Genomic DNA, 16,460 nt, shown 5'->3' with positions numbered 1-16,460 from the left:
CGCGGCGCGCCGCCGGGGCCATCCGGGAGCGGCGCCGCGGCCGGACGCACCCGGTCGATCGTCGTCGCCTGCGCGCCGCCGAGGGCATCTAGACTCTGCGGTGATGAACCGCAAGATCGTCTGGCCAGCCGCCCTGCTGTCCGTGGCCGCGCTGGTCGGCGGCCTGTTCATCCTCGGCGACCCCGAACCCCCGCCCGCCCCCGCCCCGCCCGCCGGGGTGCCCCGCGTGCTCGTCGCGATGGGCGACAGCACCATGGCAGGCGAGGCCGCGGGCGACTACCTGCCCGGCACCGACGGCCGCGGCGGCAACTGGTGCCACCGCTCCGAGCACGCGGGCATCCACGCCACCGGGCTGCGCGGCATCGACGAGACCGTCAACCTCGCCTGCTCCGGCGCGGGCTCCGCGCAGGTCGGCCTCGGCGACGCCCAGCAGTACGGCGAGCCGTCGCAGGCGCGGCGCCTCGGCGTGCTCGCCCGCGAACGCCGCGTGGTGGCCGTGGTCGTCGCCGTCGGCGCCAACGACGACCCGCGCTTCTCGAACGTCCTCGACGCCTGCGTGCAGGCCTGGCTGGACCCGAACCGGCCCAGCTGCGCGGACGAGATGGGCCAGGAGTGGCCGCGCCGCGTCGAGGCCATGGTGCCCAAGGTGACCGCCGCCCTCGCCGACATCCGCCACGTCATGGCCCAGGCGGGCTACGCCCCCACCGACTACACCCTCGTCCTGCAGTCCTACGCCGCCCCCGTCGGCCCGGACATGCTCGAGGAGCTGCGCAACCTCAACGGCTGCCCGCTGCGCCGCGACGACCTGGTCTGGGTGCGCGAGCGCGCCGTCCCCGAGATCACCGACGGCATCCGCCGCGCCGCCCGCGCGGCCGAGGCCCGCTTCCTCGACCTCTCCCGCGCCGGGGTCGGCCGCGAGGCCTGCTCGCACCGCGACCCCGCCCAGGAGTGGTTCTCCCGGCTGTCGGTGCGCTGGGACGACCTGCGCGACGAGGCCCGCGCCGGGCACGCCATGCAGGAGTCCTTCCACCCCAACGCGGCCGGGCACACCCAGTTCGGCCGCTGCCTCGGGGAGTTCCTCGGCACCGACCACACCGCCGCGGCCTGCCTGGCGGGCGCGGACGGCGACCTGCACCCCGCCCCCGCCATCGGCCCCTGACTCACCCCAACCGCCGACCCGCCCTCCCCCCGACGACGGACGCCCCGGCGCGCCGCCCGCCCCTAGCGTGCTCGCCAGGGAGAAGGGGGAGAACTTTCGTGAGCACACGCGTCACCGCCCTGGACACGCTGCGCGGGGTGGCGATCCTCGGCACGCTGGGCACCAACATCTGGATCTTCACCAACCCCGGCGGGTTCGCCGGGTTCCTCGCCGACACGGCCACGGCGGGCACCGGCGAGACCATCCTGCGCACGATCAGCAACGGCAAGTTCCTCGGCCTGCTGTCGATCATGTTCGGCATCGGCATCGCCATCCAGCTCGGCTCCGCCCGCCGCCGCGGCGCCCGCTGGCCCGGCTGGTACCTGTGGCGGGCCGCCCTGCTGTTCGCCGAGGGCGTCCTGCACTACATCCTGGTCTTCGAGGGCGACGTGCTCGCCTTCTACGCCGTCGTCTCGGTCATCGTCGCCTACCTCGCCGCCCACTCCGAGCGGACGATCCGCGCCTGGATGATCACCGCGGGCGCCCTGCACGTCGCCGCGGTCGCGCTGCTGACCGCCGCGATGACCGCCACGGGCGGCGCCGTCGACGGCGGCGGGCTGCCCGCACCCGACACCTGGACCGGGCAGGTCGCCATGCGCCTGGAGCACTGGGTGACGCTGCGCGCGGAAGGGCTGTTCGTGCTGCCGCTGTCCACCGTGCTGTTCCTGGCCGGGGTGCTGCTGTGGCGGGCGGGGGCGCTCACCGACACCGCCCGCGGCGCCGCGCTGCGCGCCCGCCTCATCGGCTGGGGCATCGGCGTCGGCGTGCCGCTGAACTTCCTGGCCGCCCTCGCCGGGCCGTCGTGGTTCCTCGTCGACCGCTACCTGTGCGCGCCGCTGGTCGCCTTCGGCCTGCTCGGCGCGATCACCGCCGTCGTGCACCGCATGCGCCCCCGGCCGGGGCCGCTGCGCGCCGGGCTCACCGCCGTCGGACGCTGCGCGATGAGCTGCTACATCCTGCAGAACCTCATCGCCTCGGCCCTCTGCTACGACTGGGGCCTCGGCCTGGCCGACCGGTTCGGCCACCACGGCCCCTGGCTCACCGCGGGCGCGTGGCTCACCGTCACCGCGCTGCTCATGGCCGGGGCCGCCGGGTGGACGCGGCGCTTCGAACGCGGCCCCATCGAGACCGTCTGGCACCGCCTGTACCTGGCCCCGCAGCGGCGGCGGGTAGAAACCACCGTGTGACCGCGCGCGAACTCGACCTGACCGACGACACCACCGCCCGCACCGCCCACGAGGTGGTGCGGGCGGCCTACCGCGTCGAGGCCGGCCTCATCGGCTCCGACGCCATCCCCGCGCTGCGCGAGACCCTCGCCGAACTGCGCGCCCTGCCGCTGCGCTGGCTCGGCGTCGGCGCCCCGGACGCGATCATCGCCTGGACCGTCGAGGACGAGGTCGTCGACATCGACCGGCTGTGCGTGCACCCCGACCACTTCCGCCGCGGCCTGGCCACCACGCTGCTCGGCGCCCTGCTCGCCCGCACCAGCGGGCCGGTCACCGTCTCGACCGCGGCCGCCAACACCCCCGCCATCACCCTCTACGAGCGCCACGGCTTCACCCGCACCGGACAGTTCCAGCCCGAACCCGGGCTGACCGTGGTCACCTTCCGGCTAGAGCGCGGGTGAACGCCCCTCGTACGGGGTCGACAGCACCACCGTCGTGCGCGTGGACACCTTCGCCGACTCGCGGATCTTGCGCAGCAGGTCCTCCAGCGCCGTCGGCCCCGCCACCCGCACCAGCAGCACGTACGACTCGTCCCCGGCCACCGAGTAGCACGACTCGATCTCCGGGATGTGCTCCAGCCGCTGCGGGTAGTCGTCCGGCGCGGCCGGATCGATCGGCGTCAGCGAGATCAGCGCCGTCAGCGGCAGCCCGATCGCCTCGCTGTCCAGCCGCGCGGCGTACCCGCGCACCACGCCGCGCTGCTCGAGCCTGCGCACCCGCTGGTGCACCGCCGACACGCTCAACCCCACCCGCTCGGCGAGATCGGTGAAACTGCAGCGCCCATCGTCGGACAGCACCCGCACGATCGCCGCGTCGATGGGCTCCAACTCGGTCACAGCACCGCCAGCCCGTGCGGGCGGTTGTTCAACGCCGCCACCCCGTCCTCGGTGACCACCACGATGTCCTCGATCCGCGCGCCCCACCGCCCCGGCAGGTACACCCCCGGCTCCACGCTGAAGGCCATCCCCGGCTCCAGCACCAGCCCGTTCCCGGCCACGATGTACGGGTGCTCGTGCACGTCCAGGCCGATGCCGTGCCCGGTGCGGTGGATGAAGAACTCCGCCAGCCCCGCCTCCGCCAGCACCTGCCGCGCCGCGGCGTCCACCGACTCCGCGCTCACCCCCGGCCGCACCGCGGCCACCGCAGCCGCCTGCGCCGCCTCCAGCGCCGCGTACGCCTCGGCGACGTCGGGCTCCCTGGGCTCGCCCAGGCTGTAGGTGCGCGTGCTGTCCGAGCAGTAGCCCTCCGGCGTCGGCCCGCCGATGTCGACCACCACCACGTCCCCGGCCTCGATCACCCGGTCCGACACCTCGTGGTGCGGGCTCGCCCCGTTCGGCCCGGACCCCACGATCACGAAGTCCGCCCTGCTGTGCCCCTCGGCCACGATCGCCTCGGCGATGTCCGCGGCCACCTGCGCCTCCGTGCGCCCCGGCCGCAGCCACTCGCCCATCCGCGCGTGCACCCGGTCGATCGCCTCGCCCGCCGCGCGCAACGCCGCGACCTCCGCGGCGTCCTTGCGCATCCGCAGCCCGCTGAGCACCGGCCCGGCCAGCACCTGCTCGGCGCCCGGCAGCGCCGCCCGCAGGCCCAGCACGTGCAGCGCGGGCAGCATGTCGCCGACGGCCACCCGGCCCGCGCCCGCGACGACCTCCGCCGCCAGCCGGTACGGGTCCTCACCGTCCACCCAGGTCGCCACGCGCACGCCCAGCCCGCCCAGCGGGCCGAAGCCCGGGGCCTCCAGCTTGGGCACCACCAGCACCGGCTCGCCCTCGGCGGGCACCAGCAGCGCCGTGAGCCGCTCGAAGGAATGCCCGGCCTGCCCGATCAGGTACCGCAGGTCCGAGCCGGGGGCGACGACCAGCGCGTCCACCCCGGCGGCCACCGCCGCCCGCCGGGCTCGATCCAGCCGCGTCCGCGCGATGTCCTGGTCCGTGCTCGCCATGCGATCAGCCTATCGGCCCACCGCCCCGCCCCACCGCCGCGACGCGGTAACACCGGCGCCGAACCGGGCGACGCCGCCTGTGATGGCCCGTCTCGTCGTCCTCACCGCCCTGATCGCCGCGCTGACCGCGTGCGCGCGCCCCGAACCGGGCGCGCCCGTGGCGCGCGCCACACCCGCGCCCACCACCACGACCACCGCCCCCACCAGCGCCAGCCCGACCACGACGACCCCACCGCCGCCGAGCACGACCGCACGCGCCACGGTCAGCGCCCCGCCGACCACGACCAGCGCCGCCGTCGAACCCGACATCCAGCTCGGCGAGTACGCGGTGACGCTGACCGGGACCCTCGACGGGCAGCCCGTCGAACGGCCCGCGCAGCTCTCCGTCACCGGCACCATCACCGAGACCGGCACGCCCAACGGCGTCAACGCGCTCGACGTCTGCCTGGCCTCCGGCTTCCCGCTCGCCACCCCGGAGGCCGGGGCGGTGTGGTTCGGCAGCAACACCGGCTGCTTCCCGAACGTCGGCGTGGCCGACACCGACCTCGCCCGCACGAGCGCCGCGGGGGCGACGGTGACCGTCGATGCCGACCCGGCGGTCACCGGGCTCAACGCCTTCATCGGGCCCCTGGAGTGCCTGCACCCGGTGTCCGAGGGGCGCATGGAGGTGCGCTTCGGGGCCAGCGGGGCGGTGACGGGATCGGTCACCGCGCGCGGGCCGTGTCTGGCGGCGCCGCCGGTCGACTTCACCGCCACCTTCACCGGCACACGGTTATAGCAGGTCAACGGCAATGCTCAACCTCTACTTGAGGGTCAACCTCAAGTAGAGGTTGAGACATGAAGCCGCGCTCATCCGCCCTTCAGCCACCCCTCACACCCCCCGACGACCCTGACCCCATGAACGACGGGCTCCGACTGCTGACCGGACCGGACGCGGCCGACCCCCTGGCCGCCGCACTCGCCGCAGCAGGCGGCGAACTCCTCCGCTGGACCCCACGCCAGGTCGACCACCAACCCGGCACCGGCACCACCGTCGCCTACCGGGCCCGCGTCCGCTGGGCCGACGGCGCCGAGACCACCGAGACCCTCGGCGCCTGCCACGGCGACCTCCCCGCCGCCACCGCCCGCCTCCGCGACGGCGACACCGAGATCGGCCTCTGGCGCTTCCCCCACGACCCCGACCTGCCCGGCCTCCCCCACGCCACCGACCCCCACCGCCTCGGACGACTCGCCGCCGACCTCGGCCTCGGCGACGGCACACCCGCCACGATCCGGCTCCGCGCCTACCGACCACGCCGCCGCGCCGTCATCCAGGCGCAGACGACCGGCGGCACCGTGTTCGTCAAGGTCGTGCGACCCACCCGCGCCCAACCCCTGCACGCCCGCCACCGCGCCGCCCACGACTGCCCGGCCCCGCGCTCCCTCGGCTGGACCGACGACGGCCTGGTGGTGCTGACCGCCCTCCCCGGCCGCACCCTCCGCGAGACCCTCCTGGCCCCCGGCGAACCCCACCTCGACCCCGACGCGGTCATCACCCTGCTCGACCGGCTCCCCCACATCGCCGAACACCGCGACACCTGGGGACGCAAGGCCCCGCACTACGCGCGCGTCATCGCGGGCATCGCCCCGGAACTCGGCGCCTGGGCCACCGACCTGGCCACCGCCGTCGACCACCCCAGCCCGGAAGGCCCCACCGTCCCCGTCCACGGCGACTTCTACGAAGCCCAGCTCATGGTCGAGTCCGGCCTGCCCACCGGCCTGCTCGACCTCGACACCACCGGACAGGGCGAACGCCTCGACGACGCCGCCTGCCTGCTCGGCCACCTCGCCGTCCTCGCCCAACTCCGCCCCGACCGCGCACCCGCCATCACCGCCACGGGCACCCGACTGCAGGAACGCCTCGAACGCGACCTGTGCCCCTCGGCCCTGCGCCGCCGCACCGCCGCCGTCGTGCTGTCACTGGCCACCGGACCCCACCGCGTCCAGGAACCACGATGGCGCGAGAACACCCGCGCCCGCCTGCGACTGGCCCAGCAGTGGGTCGAATGGTCATGAGGAAACCCTCACGCCGCACTCGGCCCCCACTCATCCACGCCCACGAGGCTTGAGATGTCCGACAGAACAGGAAGGGATCAACCATGACGATGCGGCGCCCTTGGCTGGTAGCCACCGCGACACTCGCGCTCGCCGGATTCGGCACGACCGCCGTCGCCCTCGCCGACGCCGGAGAGGCGCACGACAGGGAACCGGTGGGCGCGATCGAACTGGCCGACGCCTCCCCCGAATCCGCCGACTCCCCGACCGCCTCCCCCGCCGACTCGGCGAACACCCCCGACCGAAGCGACCCCTCCCCGGAATCGGCCGACTCCCCCACCGCGTCCGTGAACGACTCGCCGGAATCCACGGACTCCGGCGCCTCCCCGACCGACCCGCCCGCTCGTACCTCCCCGTCCGGCGGCTTCGGCCTCGACTCGGCCGACAGCCCGGCGACGCGGGTGGTCCGCCCGAAGGTGGAATCCGCCGACAGCCCGGCCCGCCGCCCCGCGCCCCCGGTGGACTCGGCCGACAGCCCCTGGCAAGCCGACAGCCCCGACGACTGAGCCCACAGCCCCGGCGGGGCCCGGACGGCATCAGTGGATCATCCCACCGATGAGTCCGTCCTGGACGATGGCAGCAGCGGAAAGCGATTGCCCGGCCACCGGAACCGAGGCCGGGCGGACGACAGTGGGGAGCCCCGCCGCGATGGCGGGACTCCCCACTGGGTGTTCCGGTCAGACCTTCAGCAGCCGGTCCAGGAAGGACCGGTAGCCCTGGAGGGCCTGACGCAGTTCCTCGGTCTCCGCGCCCTCACGCCAGCGCTCCAGGGAGCGCTTGTGCTCCGAGAGCGTGCGGATGGCGTCGACGACCAACTTGTCCGCCTCCTCCACCGCGACCGACGGGTTGTCGACGAAGGCGCCCTGCACCCGGTGCCAGCGGTCGCGGTAACCGTCGGCCTCCTGCGCGGTGAAGACACCGTCGCGCTGGGTCGGGATCGCCGCCGTCCGCTCATCCGCGGTGGACTGCTCGCCGTGCCGTGCCTCCGGACGACGGGCCTCCGGGCGCCGTGCCTCCGGGTGACGGGACGGGGTGCCCGCGTCGTCCGGGGTCGGATGGCCGTCGGGCCCGCCCTGCCAGTCCTCGACGCCGCGGCGGTGGTCGGTGGAACGCATGCTGTCCTCCTCAGTGGCTCGCCTTGGCGCGGTCGTCGCCGATCAGGTCCTGGAACAGGCTGCGGTACCGGACCATGGCCGCCCGCATGTCCTCAGTGGACGCGCCGTTGGGCACGCGCTCCAGGACGGAGTGGGCGGCGCGGTAGTGCTCACGGTCGCCGCGGGGCAGATCGGCCTCGCGGCGGTCGTGGTCGGCGATCGCCGGGTAGCCGCGCTCGGTCATCACGTCGGTGACGATTCGCTCGGCCTCGGCCAACGCGGCGTCCGGACGGTCGACGAACTGCTCCTGCGCCCGCGCCCACCGCCTGCTGAACTGCTCCCGCGCCCTCGGTTCCAACGGGCGCAACGCCAAACCGGACCGCCTGCGCCGCAGCACGACCGCCGCCAGCACCAACAGGCCGAGCACGACAACCGCGGCGACGACGATGCCGATGATCGCTCCAGTGGACATCGGATCTCCTTCAAGGTCGCTTGCCCGATGGCTACCACTGGCCCCGACCGGCAAAACGGAGGTTGGGCCGTTCGGAGCAGCGCGTCACCACCCCCTCGGGATCACGGCCGAGCGGTGATCTGCTGCACGGCCCAGCCGTTGCCGTCCGGATCGGCGAAGAACAGGAACCCCTGGTTGTTCAGGTCGTCCTCCTCGGTGGCCGGACGCATCCCCTCCCGGCCCACGAACACGACCTCCCCCGGGTCGAACCCCCGCGACAGCAACTGCTCGCGCGCCGCGCGCACGTCATTCACCACCAGCTGGACGCCCTTGAGCGACCCGGGCGCCATCTCCGACAGCGCGTCGGAGATCACCACCGAGCACCCCGACCCCGGCGGCGTCAGCTGCACGATCCGCCGCCCGCCGCCGACCTCGGTGTCGTGGTCGACCGCGAACCCCAGCACCTCGGCGTAGAACCGCTTCGACCGGTCCACATCCGACACCGGGACGACGATCACCTCCAGCGTCCAGTTCACGCCCGCACCCCCATGTCACTCAGCATGTCCTCGTTCTCCGTTCAGCCCACGAAAACAAAAAGGCAAGGAGATAAACCACTCCTTGCCACCTCCAACTTATAGCGCACCGGGGGACTTGCGGCAAGACCGGGGCCGTCCCGCACACTCTGCGTCCGAATTCGATTTCATGGAAACAAACGGGGGTTACGTGATCGACGTGGTCATCGCAGGCGGCGGACCGACCGGCATGATGCTGGCCTGCGAACTGCGCCTGCACGGCGTGCGCGTGGTCGTGGTGGAGAAGGACCCGACGCCGGGCACATTCGTCCGCTCGCTCGGCCTCCACGTGCGCAGTATCGAGGTGATGGACCAGCGCGGACTCCTGCAGCGGTTCCTCGAGCATGGAACACGCCACCCGCTCGGCGGATTCTTCGCCGCCATCGCCAAACCCGCGCCCGAGGACCTGGACACCGCCCACCCCTACGTCCTCGCCATCCCCCAGCCCACCACCGACCGCCTCCTGACCGACCGCGCCACCGAACTCGGCGCCGAGCTCCAGCGCGGCCGCGAACTGGTCGGCCTGAGCCAGGACGACGACGGCGTGACGGTCGAACTCGCCGACGGCGGCCAGCTCCGCGCGCGGTACCTCGTCGGCTGCGACGGCGGCCGCAGCACCGTGCGCAAGCTGCTAGGCGTCGCCTTTCCCGGCGAGCCGAGCCGCGTCGACACCCTGCTGGGCGAGATGGAGGTGACCACGCCGCCGGAGACGCTGGCCGCGATCGTCGCCGAGGTCCGCGAGACCCAGAAGCGCTTCGGCGTCGGCCCCATCGGCGACGGAACCGTCCACCGCGTCGTCGTGCCCGCGGCGGCGGTGGCCGACGACCGCGCCACGCCGCCGACCATGGACGAGTTCAGGCGGCAACTGCGGGCCGTCGCGGGCACCGACTTCGGCGCGCACTCACCACGCTGGCTCTCCCGCTTCGGCGACGCGACCCGCCTCGCCGAGCGCTACCGGGTCGGCCGCGTCCTGCTGGCGGGCGACGCCGCCCACATCCACCCTCCCGTCGGCGGACAGGGCCTCAACCTCGGCATCCAGGACGCGGCCAACCTCGGCTGGAAACTGGCCGCCCAGATCGCGGGCTGGGCGCCCGAGGGCCTGCTGGACACCTACCACAGCGAACGCCACCCCGTGGCCGCCGACGTCCTCGACAACACCCGCGCCCAGATGCAGCTGCTCTCCCCCGAGCCGGGCCCGCAGGCCGTGCGCAGGCTCCTGTCGGAGCTGATGGACCTCCCCGAGGTCAACCGCCGCCTCACCGAGAAGATCACCGCCACCGCCATCCGCTACGACCTCGGCGACGGCCACCCCCTCCTCGGCACACGCCTGCGGGACGTGCCGCTGAAGCGGGGCCGCCTGTACGAGCTGATGCACCGCGGCCGCGGCCTCCTGCTCGACCAAACCGCCACACTCTCCACCGCAGGCTGGTCCGACCGAGTCGACCACGTCGTCGACGCCAGCGAGGAACTCGACGCCCCCGCCGTCCTCCTCCGCCCCGACGGCCACGTGGCGTGGATAGGCGAAGACCAGGACGACCTGCACACCCACCTATCCCGCTGGTTCGGCACCGCCCACTGAGGACACGCGCCCTCCCGGCTCGGAGTCTCGGGAGGGCGCGCTTCAGCTACGGCGTGCAGTCGTACCAGTCGCCCGTCCAACCGGTGCTAGATGTAGTCGGCTTGGCCGTCGCCGGGCATGCGCTTCCAGCCGCTCCCGAAAAGGAGCATCCCTGCCGAGTGAGTCCTCCTCACCCAATTGGACACCGGAAGGTTGCCACCTCTCACTGCTCTCCTTCTGGGCTGGTTTTGGTCGCCACACTTTCGGTCAGGTCGCGGTGATACTGGTGTGCCGCTGGCTGTATAGGCACTCTTGGTTATCTTGATAGTGAATAGTGAAAAGGTAAATTCGGGGGAGAGTGGAGTAGAGAGTGCGAGACGAGGTGCCCTGAGGTGGTCGTTCGGCGCCGTTCAGCCGTGGCCTCGGCTGGTGTGCGGGCGTTCACGGCCCGCGAGCGAGCGCGCTATCGGCGCCGGGGAGTTCACCGCCGCCTTCGCTCTGGCGAGAGGTGTCGGCCTCTGGGCCACTCGTCAGCGGCGGAGGCGGGCGGTCGCGGCCAGGAGCGGGGTGGTCAGGGCGGTGGCCGCGGCGCCGAGTGGGGTGTTGGTGGCCAGGATGAGGCGGACGGTCTTCATGGCGAGGGTGAGGACTTCGCTGCCGCGCTGGCGCATCTCCGCCTCGAAGCCGCCGACGGCCTCGGTGATGGTGGGGCTCTCGCTGAGGTGGTCGAGCAGGCTGGCGGCGTCTCGGATGGCGGCGCCAGCGCCCATTCCGGCGGTGGGCGGGGTGGCGTGGACGGCGTCGCCGAGGGCGGTGATTCTTCCCGGTGGCCAGGGGGCGAGGTCGTGGGCTCGGGTGGAGGCGGCGTTGAAGCGGTAGCGGGCGACGCTGTCCGGGGCGGCGCGGGTGATGACCTCAAGGGTGTGGGCGGACCAGCCGCGCTCCTGGAACTTCGCCAACAGTGCGCTCTGCAGATCGTCGCCGGATGGGGCGTCGGGGGCGGGGAACATGGCGCCCCAGATGTAAGTGGGTTCGGTGGTCATCGACATCCGCAGCTCGGGGGCGTCCAGTGCGGCGTTGCCGGTGGGGTCGAGGTAGCCGATGTAGAGGGCCGCGCCGTGCGGGCCTACGGCCAGGCCCGATCGGGGGCGCAGGCGCTGCTGTTCGGCCGCGCTCAGGTCCCGGCGGAGGGTGCGGCCGGAGAAGCCGATGATGCCCGCGGGACGGTTGGTCGGGCCGCCTGCCAGATGCCGGGCGACCACCGAATGAACGCCGTCCGCGCCCACCACCAGGTCCGCGGAGACCGGCTCGCGGTCGGCGAAGAGCACCTGCGGCGCGCCGTCGTCGTCATAGCCGACCGCGGACACCCGGCAGCCCAGGTGCAGGTCGTCGCCGACCGCTTCGGCGAGCAGCATGCGCAGAGTGATGCGGTCGACGTCCACGCTGCGGCTGCCGCTGAGGTCCGGGCCGTGGCCGAGCAGCCTGCCGCGCCGGTCCCAGAACGCGTCGCGCTCGCGGAGGCGCAGGGCCGAGGCCGAGGCCAGCAGCCGCCGCATGATCCGGGGTTCCACCAGCTCGCTCAGCGCTGACTGCGCCCGTTCGTCCAGGGTGATGTGGTAGCCGCCGGTCGCCGTGACGTCCGTGTCGCGGTCGAACACCGCCACCTCGAACCCCCGCCGCCGCAGCCCCGCCCCCAAGGCGAGCCCGCCGATCCCCCCACCGACCACGACCACCCGCATACCGACCGTCCCTTCGCTCGACTGGGACCGACCCTGTCAGCGGTACTGGACATCGAGTGACCAGTACCGGCGATGATGGGACCGTGGCGAACACTTCACAGCGGGCGTTGCGACTGCTGTCCCTGCTCGGATCAGGGCGGCGGTGGCCGTTGCGGGAACTGGCGGACCGGCTCGGGGCCAGCGAGCGCACCGTCCGCCGCGACATCGAGACCCTGCGCGGGCTCGACTACCCGATCTCCACCATCCACGGCCCCGACGGCGGCTACCAGCTAGGACCCGGGCACACCCTGCCGCCGCTGCTGTTCGACCACGACCAGGCCCTCGCGGTCGCGGTGGCCCTGCAGACCGCGCCCAGCACGATGTTCGGCCTCGCCGACGACGCCGCGCGGGCGCTGGCCACCCTGCACCAGGTCATGCCGCCCACGCTGCGCGCCGCTATGGAGTCCCTGCGCCTGACCCGGCTGCGCAACTACTGGGAGTTCCCGGGCCCGCCCATCGACCCGACCGCACTGACCGCCGTCGGGGCGGCGGTGCGCCAGCGCTGCCTACTCGTCGCCGAGACGCTGCGGCCCGACGGCACCCGCGCCGAACCGGGCGAGCCCGATTTCCGGCCCGCGCACCACGTCGAGCCCCACCACCTGGTCGTCTGGGCCGCGCGGTGGTACCTCGTCGCCTACGACCTCACCGACGCCCGCTGGCGCGTGCTGCGCGTCGACCGGCTCCTCCCCCGCCCCACGACACGGCGCTTCCCCGCCCGCAGGCTCCCCGACGACGACCTCGCCCGCTTCGTGATGAGCAGCCCCGACCGCGGCGACACACCCGCCGACTGGGAGTGCACCGGCTCCGCCCGGCTCGCCCTGCCCGCCCACGTCGTGGCCCGCTGGGCGCCGGGCGGCTCCGTCGTCGAGCACCTCGACGACGACCACTGCAGGCTCACGCTCGGCGCCTGGTCCTGGGCGGGCGTCGCAGGCATCCTCGCGACGTTCGACACCGAGCTCACCGACGTCCGCCCGCCCGAGCTCGTCGAGGCCTGCCGACGGCTCGCGCGCCGCTGGATCACCATCGCCTGACCGGCGCCTTCTGGCGATGATCGCGTCGAGGTTGGCGCGGGTGGACTCCAGTTCGCCGATCGCGGCGTCGATGCGGTCGCGGTGGCGCACCAGGGCGTCGACCAGCCCCGGGCAGTCCGGGGTCAGCAGGCCGTCGTCGTCGACGACGCACGGCAGCATCTCCGCGATCTGCGCCGTGCCCAGACCGGCCGCCAGCAGGATCTGGATCCTCCGCACCGCCGCCACATCCGCCTCGCGGTAGACGCGGTATCCGCTCGGACGCCGTTCCGGGATCAGCAGCCCCTGCGTCTCGTAGTAGCGCAACGACCGCTCGCTGACGCCCGTGCGCCGGGCCAGTTCACCGATCCGCATGGCCGCCCCCGAGGTTGCGAGTTGACTCTGACACCGATGTCAGAGTTTAGGTTCCCCGGCATGACCGCAGTGACCGTCCTCGGACTCGGCCCCATGGGACACGCCCTGGCCACCGCCCTCGTCGCCGCCCGGCACCCCACCACCGTCTGGAACCGCACTCCCGGAAAGGACCACGACCTCGACGCCGCCGTGGCGCGCACCGCCGCCGACGCGATCGCCGCCAGTCCGCTCGTCATCGTGTGCGTGCGCGACTACGAGGTGGCGCGCGAGATCGTCGACACCGACACGCTGAAGGGCCGCACCCTGGTGAACCTCAGCGGCGGCTCCCCCCAGCAGGCCCGCGCGATGGCCGCGTGGGCGGCGGACCACGGTGCCGACTACCTCGACGGCGTGATCATGGCGCCGCCCGAGGCGATCGGCGGCCCGGAGGCGGCGCTGTTCTACAGCGGCCAGCACGAGGTCTACGCCGCGCACCGGACGACCCTGGCCGCGCTCGGCGAGAACGCGACCCACGTCGGCGAGGACCCCGGCCGGGCCGCCGCGTTCGACGCGGCCCTGCAGGACCTGCTGTGGACATCGATGAGCGGCGCGGTGCACGCGTTCGCCCTGGCCAAGGCGGAGGACATCGACGCCACCGAGCTGGCCGGGCACGCCAAGGCGCTGCTCGGCTTCTTCCCCGACATGATCGACCAGCTCGCCGGGCAGCTGGCAGCGGGCGACTTCCCCGGCGACGGGGGCCCGATCAGCGCCGCGGCCGCGGCGATGGACCACGTCCTGAGCACCATCCGGGCGAACGGCCTCGACAACGGCGTGCTCAGCGCCGCCCGGGCCGAGGTGCAGCGCGCGATCGACGCCGGGCGCGGATCGGACGGGTTCGCCAGGCTCGCGGCGCTCTAGCGTGCGGTGGCTGGCGCCGGGCGGTCGGCTCATCCTGGTTCGTGGCCGAGTCGCCGTGACCGGCCACCGTGAGGAGGACGGGAGATGACCTCGAAGAACCTCAAGGCACGCGACATCATGCACCGGGACGTGCGCTGCATCCCGCCGGACCGCAGTCTGCGGGAAGCCGCGCAGCTGATGCGGGAGCTGGACGTCGGCGCCCTGCCGATCTGCGACAACGACCGCCTCGGCGGGATGATCACCGACCGGGACATCGTCGTGCGGTGCATCGCCGAGGGCGGTGACCCCGGCCGCGTGCGGGCGGGCGAGCTCGCCCAGGGCACGCCGCGCTGGATCGACGCCGACGCCGACGTCCAGGAGGTGCTCGACACCATGGAACGCCACCAGATCAAGCGGCTGCCGGTGATCGATACCCAGGCGGGCATGCGCCTGGTCGGCATCATCAGCGAGGCCGAGATCGCGCGGAACCTCAGCGACGAGAAGATCGCCGAGTTCGTGGGCAAGGTCTACACCCCGCACTGACGTCCCGATCCGCGAAGGCCGCCGGGCAGCGTCCCGGCGGCCTTCGTCGTGGGGCACAGCACAGTTCCGGACCCGCAGGAGCAGGAGATAAGTTAGGCTTACCTAATCCTACTGGGGGAGGAGACCGCGTGTACGGGGTGGATCGCTTGCAGATGAAGCTCATCGACAAGGTCAACAACCTGGTCACCGCGCCCTCGCGCAGGCGGGAGACGCCCGTGCAGTTCCGGGCGCGGGTCGCCGGGACCGAGGACCTCAGCGCCCACCAGCGCCGGGTGACGCTGACCGCGCCGGAGTTCGCCGACTTCGCGGTGACCGGCCCGGACGAGTACTTCGGCCTGCTCATCCCCCACCCGGCGGGCCTGGTCATGCCGGACCCGGGCAGGCTCAACACCCGCCAGGCCGTGCACCGGATCGGCGAGCACGAGCGGCCCGAGTTGCGCTGGTACACCGTGCGCGCGCACCGGCCCGCCGTCTGCGAGATCGACGTCGACTTCGTGCTGCACGAGCACGCGGGTCCCGGCACCCGCTGGGCAGCGGGCGCCCGGCAGGGCGACGAGGTCGGCTTCCGCGCTGGCGGGTCCGGCTACCAGCCGCCGACCGGCACGCAGGTGCTCGTCGCCGACGAGGCGGCGCTGCCCGCGCTCGCGGCGATCCTGGAGTCCCTGCCCGCCGAGACCCCCGACCTGCGCGTCTACCTGGAGGTCGGGCCGGACTTCCGCCCCTCCCCCATCGCCGCCGCCGTCCAGCCGATCCTGCTGCGCCGCGACGGCGAGCACGGCGACCGGCTGATCGAGGCGCTGACCGCGAACCCGCCCGCGGCTCCGGAGTTCGCCTGGGTGTGCGGCGAGGCCGGGATGGTGGCGCGCGTGCGCAGGCACCTGCTGCACGAGTGCGGCATGGACCGCAGGCAGGTGCTGTTCTCCGGCTACTGGAAGCTAGGCCAGGCTCGGGGCTGACGCCCGCGTCCGCGCGACCGGCACGATCATCGGCGTGCCGGTCTCCGGGTCGTCGATGACCCTGGCCTGGATGCCGAACACGTCGGCGATCAGGTCGGCGTCCACGATCTCCGCCGGGCGGCCCGCCGCGGCGACCACCCCGCCGGGCCGCAGCGCGATGAGGTGCGTGGCGTAGCGGCAGGCCTGGTTGATGTCGTGCAGCACGGCGACCAGGGTGTGGCCCTCGCGCTCGTTGAGGTCGGCGCACAGGTCCAGCACCTCGAACTGGTGCGCGATGTCCAGGAACGTGGTCGGCTCGTCGAGCAGCAGGATGTCGGTCTGCTGGGCGAGCACCAGCGCCAGCCACACCCGCTGGCGCTGCCCGCCGGACAGCTCGTCGACCGGGCGGTGGGCGAGGTCGAGCACGCCGGTGCGCGCCATCGACTCGCGCACGATGTCCTCGTCCTCGGCCGACCACTGGCGCAGCAGCTTCTGGTGCGGGTAGCGGCCGCGGGCGACGAGGTCGCCGACGGTGATCCCGCCGGGCGCGGTGGAGGACTGCGGCAGCAGGCCGAGCTTGCGCGCGACCTCCTTGGACCGGTAGCCGGAGATCATCCTGCCGTCGAGCAGCACCTGGCCAGCGGTCGGGGTGAGCAGCCGGGCGAAGGCGTTGAGCAGCGTGGACTTGCCGCACGCGTTGGGGCCGATGATCACGGTGAACGAGCCGTCGGGGATGGCCACGTCCAGGTCGCGGGCGACGACGCGGCGGTCGTAGGCCAGGGTGAGGTTCTCCGCGGTCAGTCGGCTCACG

At 73.4% G+C, this 16,460-nt stretch carries 19 protein-coding genes and 1 pseudogene; 12 read left to right on the top strand and 8 right to left on the bottom strand.

Going from position 1 to position 16,460, the window contains the following annotated elements; translation table 11 throughout:
- The first annotated feature begins 103 nt into the window (after positions 1–103).
- The 3 genes from Actkin_RS15450 (at position 104) to Actkin_RS15440 (ending at position 2,825) form a co-directional block, all read left to right on the top strand.
- Positions 104–1,159, top strand: coding sequence for a GDSL-type esterase/lipase family protein (locus Actkin_RS15450; protein ID WP_258907739.1), 1,056 nt, complete (start codon positions 104–106; stop codon positions 1,157–1,159).
- A gap of 98 nt (positions 1,160–1,257) precedes the next feature.
- The gene (locus tag Actkin_RS15445; protein WP_258907738.1) at positions 1,258–2,385 is read left to right on the top strand and encodes a DUF418 domain-containing protein; all 1,128 of its coding nucleotides are present in this window, start codon (positions 1,258–1,260) and stop codon (positions 2,383–2,385) included.
- Positions 2,382–2,825: a GNAT family N-acetyltransferase gene (locus Actkin_RS15440; RefSeq protein WP_258907737.1), complete on the top strand. Its 444-nt coding sequence runs from the start codon at positions 2,382–2,384 to the stop codon at positions 2,823–2,825. The genes Actkin_RS15445 and Actkin_RS15440 overlap by 4 nt, the downstream gene beginning before the upstream one ends.
- On the opposite strand, the gene Actkin_RS15435 is transcribed toward Actkin_RS15440, so the two are convergent.
- Positions 2,811–3,260, bottom strand: coding sequence for an Lrp/AsnC family transcriptional regulator (locus tag Actkin_RS15435; RefSeq protein WP_189210214.1), 450 nt, complete (start codon positions 3,258–3,260; stop codon positions 2,811–2,813). The two genes, Actkin_RS15440 and Actkin_RS15435, sit on opposite strands and share 15 nt — an antisense overlap.
- Entirely contained in the window at positions 3,257–4,366 is a 1,110-nt protein-coding gene (locus Actkin_RS15430; RefSeq protein ID WP_258907736.1) for a M24 family metallopeptidase, read from the bottom strand. The genes Actkin_RS15435 and Actkin_RS15430 overlap by 4 nt, the downstream gene beginning before the upstream one ends.
- 82 nt (positions 4,367–4,448) lie before the next feature.
- Here Actkin_RS15430 and Actkin_RS15425 point away from each other — a divergent pair, with 82 nt between their 5' ends.
- The 3 genes from Actkin_RS15425 to Actkin_RS15415 all read left to right on the top strand — a co-directional run bounded on the left by Actkin_RS15425 (position 4,449) and on the right by Actkin_RS15415 (position 6,966).
- Positions 4,449–5,144, top strand: a complete 696-nt coding sequence (locus Actkin_RS15425; RefSeq protein WP_258907735.1) for a hypothetical protein — start codon at positions 4,449–4,451, stop codon at positions 5,142–5,144.
- 119 nt (positions 5,145–5,263) lie between these two features.
- Entirely contained in the window at positions 5,264–6,421 is a 1,158-nt protein-coding gene (locus tag Actkin_RS15420) for an aminoglycoside phosphotransferase family protein (protein WP_258907734.1), read from the top strand.
- A gap of 83 nt (positions 6,422–6,504) precedes the next feature.
- Positions 6,505–6,966 (top strand): hypothetical protein, encoded by a 462-nt coding sequence (locus tag Actkin_RS15415; protein ID WP_258907733.1) that lies wholly within the window; start codon positions 6,505–6,507, stop codon positions 6,964–6,966.
- 171 nt (positions 6,967–7,137) lie between these two features.
- Here the strand turns inward: Actkin_RS15415 and Actkin_RS15410 are convergent, their stop codons facing one another.
- From Actkin_RS15410 to Actkin_RS15400, 3 genes are all read right to left on the bottom strand, one after another.
- Entirely contained in the window at positions 7,138–7,575 is a 438-nt protein-coding gene (locus Actkin_RS15410; RefSeq protein WP_258907732.1) for a hypothetical protein, read from the bottom strand.
- 10 nt (positions 7,576–7,585) lie between these two features.
- Positions 7,586–8,026: a hypothetical protein gene (locus Actkin_RS15405; protein ID WP_189210208.1), complete on the bottom strand. Its 441-nt coding sequence runs from the start codon at positions 8,024–8,026 to the stop codon at positions 7,586–7,588.
- Between the two features lie 101 nt (positions 8,027–8,127).
- Positions 8,128–8,541 (bottom strand): VOC family protein, encoded by a 414-nt coding sequence (locus tag Actkin_RS15400; protein ID WP_189210207.1) that lies wholly within the window; start codon positions 8,539–8,541, stop codon positions 8,128–8,130.
- 187 nt (positions 8,542–8,728) lie between these two features.
- Between Actkin_RS15400 and rox the strand changes: the two genes are divergently transcribed.
- Entirely contained in the window at positions 8,729–10,156 is a 1,428-nt protein-coding gene (gene rox / locus Actkin_RS15395; protein ID WP_258907934.1) for a rifampin monooxygenase, read from the top strand.
- 509 nt (positions 10,157–10,665) lie between these two features.
- Here rox and Actkin_RS15390 read toward each other — a convergent pair.
- Positions 10,666–11,874: an FAD-dependent oxidoreductase gene (locus tag Actkin_RS15390; RefSeq protein ID WP_258907731.1), complete on the bottom strand. Its 1,209-nt coding sequence runs from the start codon at positions 11,872–11,874 to the stop codon at positions 10,666–10,668.
- Positions 11,875–11,957: 83 nt separating this feature from the next.
- Here Actkin_RS15390 and Actkin_RS15385 point away from each other — a divergent pair, with 83 nt between their 5' ends.
- Positions 11,958–12,944: a helix-turn-helix transcriptional regulator gene (locus Actkin_RS15385; protein ID WP_258907730.1), complete on the top strand. Its 987-nt coding sequence runs from the start codon at positions 11,958–11,960 to the stop codon at positions 12,942–12,944.
- A gap of 40 nt (positions 12,945–12,984) precedes the next feature.
- Positions 12,985–13,185, top strand: a complete 201-nt coding sequence (locus Actkin_RS32610; RefSeq protein ID WP_309569136.1) for a hypothetical protein — start codon at positions 12,985–12,987, stop codon at positions 13,183–13,185.
- Here Actkin_RS32610 and Actkin_RS32605 read toward each other — a convergent pair.
- Positions 13,158–13,295: pseudogene (locus Actkin_RS32605) on the bottom strand (MerR family DNA-binding transcriptional regulator); the annotation flags it as partial. The gene Actkin_RS32610 and the pseudogene Actkin_RS32605 overlap by 28 nt on opposite strands.
- Positions 13,296–13,355: 60 nt before the next feature.
- Here Actkin_RS32605 and Actkin_RS15375 point away from each other — a divergent pair.
- The 3 genes from Actkin_RS15375 (at position 13,356) to Actkin_RS15365 (ending at position 15,670) form a co-directional block, all read left to right on the top strand.
- Positions 13,356–14,192 (top strand): NAD(P)-dependent oxidoreductase, encoded by an 837-nt coding sequence (locus Actkin_RS15375; protein WP_258907729.1) that lies wholly within the window; start codon positions 13,356–13,358, stop codon positions 14,190–14,192.
- Positions 14,193–14,276: 84 nt separating this feature from the next.
- Positions 14,277–14,714: a CBS domain-containing protein gene (locus Actkin_RS15370; RefSeq protein WP_189210202.1), complete on the top strand. Its 438-nt coding sequence runs from the start codon at positions 14,277–14,279 to the stop codon at positions 14,712–14,714.
- 128 nt (positions 14,715–14,842) lie between these two features.
- Positions 14,843–15,670 (top strand): siderophore-interacting protein, encoded by an 828-nt coding sequence (locus Actkin_RS15365; RefSeq protein WP_258907728.1) that lies wholly within the window; start codon positions 14,843–14,845, stop codon positions 15,668–15,670.
- Here the strand turns inward: Actkin_RS15365 and Actkin_RS15360 are convergent.
- Entirely contained in the window at positions 15,650–16,459 is an 810-nt protein-coding gene (locus Actkin_RS15360; RefSeq protein WP_258907727.1) for an ABC transporter ATP-binding protein, read from the bottom strand. The genes Actkin_RS15365 and Actkin_RS15360 overlap by 21 nt on opposite strands.
- Position 16,460: the final 1 nt, after the last annotated feature.

It is taken from the genome of Actinokineospora sp. UTMC 2448 (assembly GCF_024760565.1).
Lineage (GTDB): Bacteria > Actinomycetota > Actinomycetes > Mycobacteriales > Pseudonocardiaceae > Actinokineospora > Actinokineospora fastidiosa.
Note: the sequence above shows the minus strand (reverse complement) of the source record. Positions and strands in the feature narration are given on the sequence as shown.

Excerpts from the sequence above, each read along its gene's own strand:
- Actkin_RS15450 (WP_258907739.1), top strand. The coding sequence starts at position 104 with ATGAACCGCAAGATCGTCTGGCCAGCCGCCCTGCTGTCCGTGGCCGCG.
- Actkin_RS15430 (WP_258907736.1), bottom strand. The coding sequence starts at position 4,366 with ATGGCGAGCACGGACCAGGACATCGCGCGGACGCGGCTGGATCGAGCC.
- Actkin_RS15425 (WP_258907735.1), top strand. The coding sequence starts at position 4,449 with ATGGCCCGTCTCGTCGTCCTCACCGCCCTGATCGCCGCGCTGACCGCG.
- Actkin_RS15420 (WP_258907734.1), top strand. The coding sequence starts at position 5,264 with ATGAACGACGGGCTCCGACTGCTGACCGGACCGGACGCGGCCGACCCC.
- Actkin_RS15415 (WP_258907733.1), top strand. The coding sequence starts at position 6,505 with ATGACGATGCGGCGCCCTTGGCTGGTAGCCACCGCGACACTCGCGCTC.
- Actkin_RS15410 (WP_258907732.1), bottom strand. The coding sequence starts at position 7,575 with ATGCGTTCCACCGACCACCGCCGCGGCGTCGAGGACTGGCAGGGCGGG.
- Actkin_RS15405 (WP_189210208.1), bottom strand. The coding sequence starts at position 8,026 with ATGTCCACTGGAGCGATCATCGGCATCGTCGTCGCCGCGGTTGTCGTG.
- Actkin_RS15390 (WP_258907731.1), bottom strand. The coding sequence starts at position 11,874 with ATGCGGGTGGTCGTGGTCGGTGGGGGGATCGGCGGGCTCGCCTTGGGG.
- Actkin_RS15375 (WP_258907729.1), top strand. The coding sequence starts at position 13,356 with ATGACCGCAGTGACCGTCCTCGGACTCGGCCCCATGGGACACGCCCTG.
- Actkin_RS15370 (WP_189210202.1), top strand. The coding sequence starts at position 14,277 with ATGACCTCGAAGAACCTCAAGGCACGCGACATCATGCACCGGGACGTG.